Raw genomic sequence first — 1818 nt, 5'->3', positions numbered from 1 at the left:
CATGTCCTTACCTCAAATCCTGCTTTTCGCTGTTCTTGCGGCCATGATGGGGCTGTTCGTCTGGGGACGGTTCCGACATGACGTTGTCGCTTTGGCCGCACTGATGACATGCGTGGTTGCAGGACTTGTTCCAGCCGAACAAGCATTCGCTGGCTTTGGTCACCCCGCAGTGATCACTGTGGCCTGCGTATTGGTACTCAGCCAAGGATTGCACAATACCGGAGCCGTCGATTGGATGGCGCGCGGTTTTTTGCCGCGTGACGCGGGGCGACTGACCAGCATGCTAGCACTTATGGGGCTGGGCGCGGTCATGTCGGGGTTCATGAATAACGTTGGGGCAATGGCGCTTTTGATGCCAATTGCTGTGCAACTGTCAAACCGGTTGAATTTGACCCAAGGGCAAGTTCTGATGCCGCTTGCGTTCGGGACAATCCTTGGGGGCATGACCACGTTAGTAGGGACGCCGCCCAACCTGATCGTATCCGGTTTTCGCGAAGAGGCGGGACTGGGCGCGTTCGGCATGTTCGATTTTGCTCCGGTCGGGGTGGCTGTTGCCGTTCTTGGTGTCATCTTCACAGCAACAATTGGCTGGCGACTGGTGCCTGCACGCAAATCGAGTGTCGGAGACGGATTTGAGACAGGCACCTACCTCACAGAGGTCCGCGTGCCCGAAAAAAGCAAAGCTGTGGGCCTGACCCTGCGCGGTTTCGAAACAGCGATCAAAGACAGCGATGCGCAAATCGCGGGCCTTGTACGCAATGACGTGCGCATCACCGCACCGCATGGCGGGCGGCGCATCCGCGAAGGCGACATTCTGGCTTTGAACACAGACGTCGACGGGCTTGCCGAGGCACTCTCTGTCTTCGATATCAAGCTTGGCGAACCAGAGCCGCCCGTTGAAAAAGAAAAGAAAAAGGAAACTGCAGCAACCCAATCCGACGATGCCGACACTAAAGACACAGAAACTGGCGCGGACCGCGACGAGGACATCATTTTGGGTGAACTGGCAGTGTTGCCTGGATCGAACATTGTGGGGCGGTCTGCCCATGATTTGCGCCTGCGAACCCGTTACGGGCTTAATCTGCTTGCCGTGTCGCGCGAAGGGCATCCGCCACGGGCGCGGCTGCGCAAACTCAAGTTAAAATCCGGCGATCTTTTGATGATGCAGGGGCCCGCCGAAATGATGTCCGACTTCATAAACGAAACTGGCTGCGTCCCCTTGAAAGAGCGCGAGTTGCGCATGCCCGACAAACGCATGGCGCTTATCTCGGGGGCGATTATGCTTGGGGCGATTGGCATTGTGACGTTCGGGCTGTTGCCTGCGGCTGCGGCTTTCGCGCTGGGCGTGTTGGCGTCGATGCTGCTGCGCACCGTCCCGCCGCGCCAGATTTATACTGCAATCGATTGGCCCGTGATCGTATTACTAGGGTCTCTCATTCCCGTTGCGGGTGCGATGCAAACCACAGGAGCCGCCGATCTACTGGCGCGATTTCTGGTCGAAACCATCGCCCAAGGCAACGCAATCGCTGCACTTGGTGTGGTCTTGATCACCGCGATGTTCCTGTCTGATATGATGAACAACGCAGCGACTGCCGCAGTGCTTTGCCCTATTGCGATCGGTATTGCCGCCACCCTTGGGGTCAATCCGGACAGCTTTCTAATGGCGGTAGCGATTGGTGCGTCATGCGCGTTCCTGACCCCTATCGGGCATCAAAACAACACCCTGATCCTTGGTCCCGGCGGGTTCCGGTTTGGCGATTACTGGCGGCTGGGCCTACCGCTCGAACTGCTTGTCGTTGTGGTCAGCATGCCCTTGCT

General features: G+C 57.8%; 1 protein-coding gene. It reads left to right on the top strand.

The window, feature by feature from the left end; all coding sequences use genetic code 11:
- On the top strand, positions 1–1818 hold a 1818-nt coding region (locus QZ197_RS13230; RefSeq protein WP_296432523.1), incomplete at both ends, for an SLC13 family permease.

It is taken from the genome of Yoonia sp. (assembly GCF_017854415.1).
GTDB lineage: Bacteria > Pseudomonadota > Alphaproteobacteria > Rhodobacterales > Rhodobacteraceae > Yoonia.
This window is presented reverse-complemented; position numbering and strand designations above follow the sequence as displayed.